The 2731-nt window shown below is 36.4% G+C and carries 2 protein-coding genes; both read left to right on the top strand.

The window, feature by feature from the left end; genetic code table 11:
• The first annotated feature begins 29 nt into the window (after window positions 1–29).
• Window positions 30–593, top strand: coding sequence for a hypothetical protein (locus Q0017_RS13650; RefSeq protein ID WP_298147991.1), 564 nt, complete (start codon window positions 30–32; stop codon window positions 591–593).
• A gap of 152 nt (window positions 594–745) precedes the next feature.
• A complete protein-coding gene (locus Q0017_RS13645; protein ID WP_298147988.1) occupies window positions 746–2488 on the top strand; it encodes a site-specific DNA-methyltransferase in 1743 nt (580 codons plus the stop codon).
• Window positions 2489–2731: the final 243 nt, after the last annotated feature.

The following is a 2731-nucleotide window of genomic DNA, read 5'->3' as shown; positions in this document are numbered from 1 at the left end:
ATAAATGTCCTATTTGATTGCCTGTATTATTGAGTTTTCAAGGTGCGATCCCCATTTTTGCTGTGGGAAGTTTTAGTGAATTACTTAAATGTGAGGAGAATCAAACCGTAACGCCATATTCAAGTCATCCAAATAATTATTGGGATAAGAATGCAAGTAAATTTTTATCGTTATGGCGAGCAAAACAAGATTTTAATGCCACATTATATTTGGTGAATTATGCTGAAAATAATACAAAGTATGCTGATCAAGTACTGGTGATAGAAGTTGAAGACATGGATGAAAAGGGGATTACAAAAGAAATTAAAACCAAACACACAATGGAGACATTTTCTAAATGGTTTGTTGAATTGAATAATCGATGTTTAAGGCCAAAAGAAGAACTTATTAAAGAAATATATGAAAAGAAATCAGTTGACGAATTAGGAAAAATAAAATTAAAAAAAGGGAGACATGCCAATGAATGCATAGAATATATATATAAGATAGATTTGGAATATTTAGAGTGGCATAGTAAAACAAAGTATGAATATTCAAAAGCGACATTGTGTTATTTGAACAAAATTAAGGAATTATTAGGAGATGAGAAATAATATGCAAAAAGGAGAATGACCGTGGAAAAGATGAAGATGGAATCAGAAAACCTGACAAAAAAAACATTGAAAAAATAAAAAGAATTTTCCCGAATTGTATTACTGAGTCTATTGATTCAAAAGGGTCCCTAAAAGAGGGAATCAATTTTGAAATGTTGAAACAAATGCTTTCAGAAGAAGTTATTGATAATGAGGAAGCTTATGAATTTTCATGGGTAGGGAAAAAAGCTTCAATTATAGAGGCTAATAAGCCAATTAAGAAAACTTTGAGACCATTTCCAAATGAAAGTGTAAACTGGAAAACAACGGAGAACCTATATATAGAGGGCGATAATCTTGAAGTGTTGAAGCTTCTTCAGGAAAGTTATTTAGGCACAGTAAAGCTTATTTATATTGATCCTCCATATAATACAGGAAATGATTTTGTTTACATAGATGACTTTAAGATGTCTGTTGAAAACTGGAATGCTGAGAATAGATATGTGGATTCTGAAGGCAATAGGATGTACAGAAACACAGATTCTAATGGAAGATTTCATTCAGACTGGTGCTCAATGATTTATTCTCGTTTAATTTTATCCAGGAACCTTTTATCGGATGATGGTCTTATATTTATATCAATAGGTGATGAGGAAGTCGACAATCTGAAAAAAATGTGTGATGAGGTTTTTGGCGCTGATAATTTCAGAAACCAAATTGTTATTAGGCGCGGCGCAAAATCTGTTCAGGCGCAGTTTGATACATGGGACAAGTTGGGGAAGGATTTTGAATACATTCTACTGTATAGTAAGATTTCAACATATAGATTCCCACGGCAAGAAAAAACATTAGATGAGGTTAGAGGCGGGACGTGGAATAATCATTGGAGAGGTACCGATAGACCAACAATGAGGTATCCTTTGCTGGGGATAACACCTGAATCCGGCCAATGGCGTTGGAGTAAGGAAAGAAGTGATATCGCGGTCAGCAACTATCAGAAAATGATTATAGAGGTAGGTAATGTTAACCCCAGCCAGGAGCAAATAGATCGATGGTACGAAAAGCAGCCTAAAGGAACAGACCTGCTTCGTTTATCTGCGAATGGGAAACCTGAGCATTATATTCCGCCAACTAACACAACATTATTAAATAGTTCATGGATGGATCTCTTAGTGGGTTCGTCATCAGAAATCAATGCGCTGTTTGATACAAAGGTTTTTGATACAGCAAAGTTATCAACAACTATTAGAAGAATGCTTAATTTTACTTCGGATGAAGCTATAGTGCTTGATTTCTTTTCCGGATCAGGAACTACGGCTCAAGCTGTTATGCAAGCAAATGCAGAGGATAGCGGACATCGTAAATTTATAATGATTCAGATTCCTGAGAAGTGTGATGAAAGGAGTGAGGCATTTAAAGCAGGATATAGAACTATTTGTGATATTGGGAAGGAACGTATCCGACGTGCAGCAAAGAAAATTGCTGCGGAGTACCCTGATGCTGATTTCGATGGCGGGTTCCGTGTTTTTAAATTAGATGAGAGCAATATGAATGACGTATATTATGCCGCAGGGGACTATACTCAGGATATGCTGGCCATGATGGAAAACAATATCAAGCCGGACCGTACTTCATTAGATTTGCTTTTTGGCTGTCTGCTAGAGTGGGGACTTCCTTTGTCCTTGCTTTACACCTCAGAGCAAATAGAGGGATGCATGGTTCATAACTATAATGACGGCGATTTAATCGCGTGTTTTGATGAAAACATTCCGGATTCCGTGATTAGAGAGATTGCCAAGCGACAGCCTTTACGGGCGGTTTTTCGAGACAGTAGTTTTAATGGCAGTCCTGCAAAAATCAATGTCGGCGAAATATTCAAAATGTTGGCGCCGGATACAAGACTCAAGGTAATCTAGAAAGCAACGATGGACAAAAACGAATTGACATTTTCAATGAATCAGGAATTCTTCCAGAGTATATCTGATATTTAGGAAAAAGCCCGTAGAAATGTCAAAACTGCCGTTAATCTTTCTATGGTCTATGCGTTTTTGGGGATTGGGAGAACCGTATTATCAATCATTTACGCAAAGTGAAATTCAATTCTAACCGTTTTTGCTTGGGGGATTTGATACCATTTGATTTTTCCTGATACCTATTAT

The sequence above is a fragment of the uncultured Acinetobacter sp. genome, from assembly GCF_947624825.1.
Taxonomy (GTDB): Bacteria; Pseudomonadota; Gammaproteobacteria; order Pseudomonadales; family Moraxellaceae; genus Acinetobacter.
Note: the sequence above shows the minus strand (reverse complement) of the source record. Positions and strands in the feature narration are given on the sequence as shown.

Coding starts and splice junctions, on each gene's coding strand:
- Q0017_RS13645 (WP_298147988.1), top strand. CDS start 746: ATGTTGAAACAAATGCTTTCAGAAGAAGTTATTGATAATGAGGAAGCT.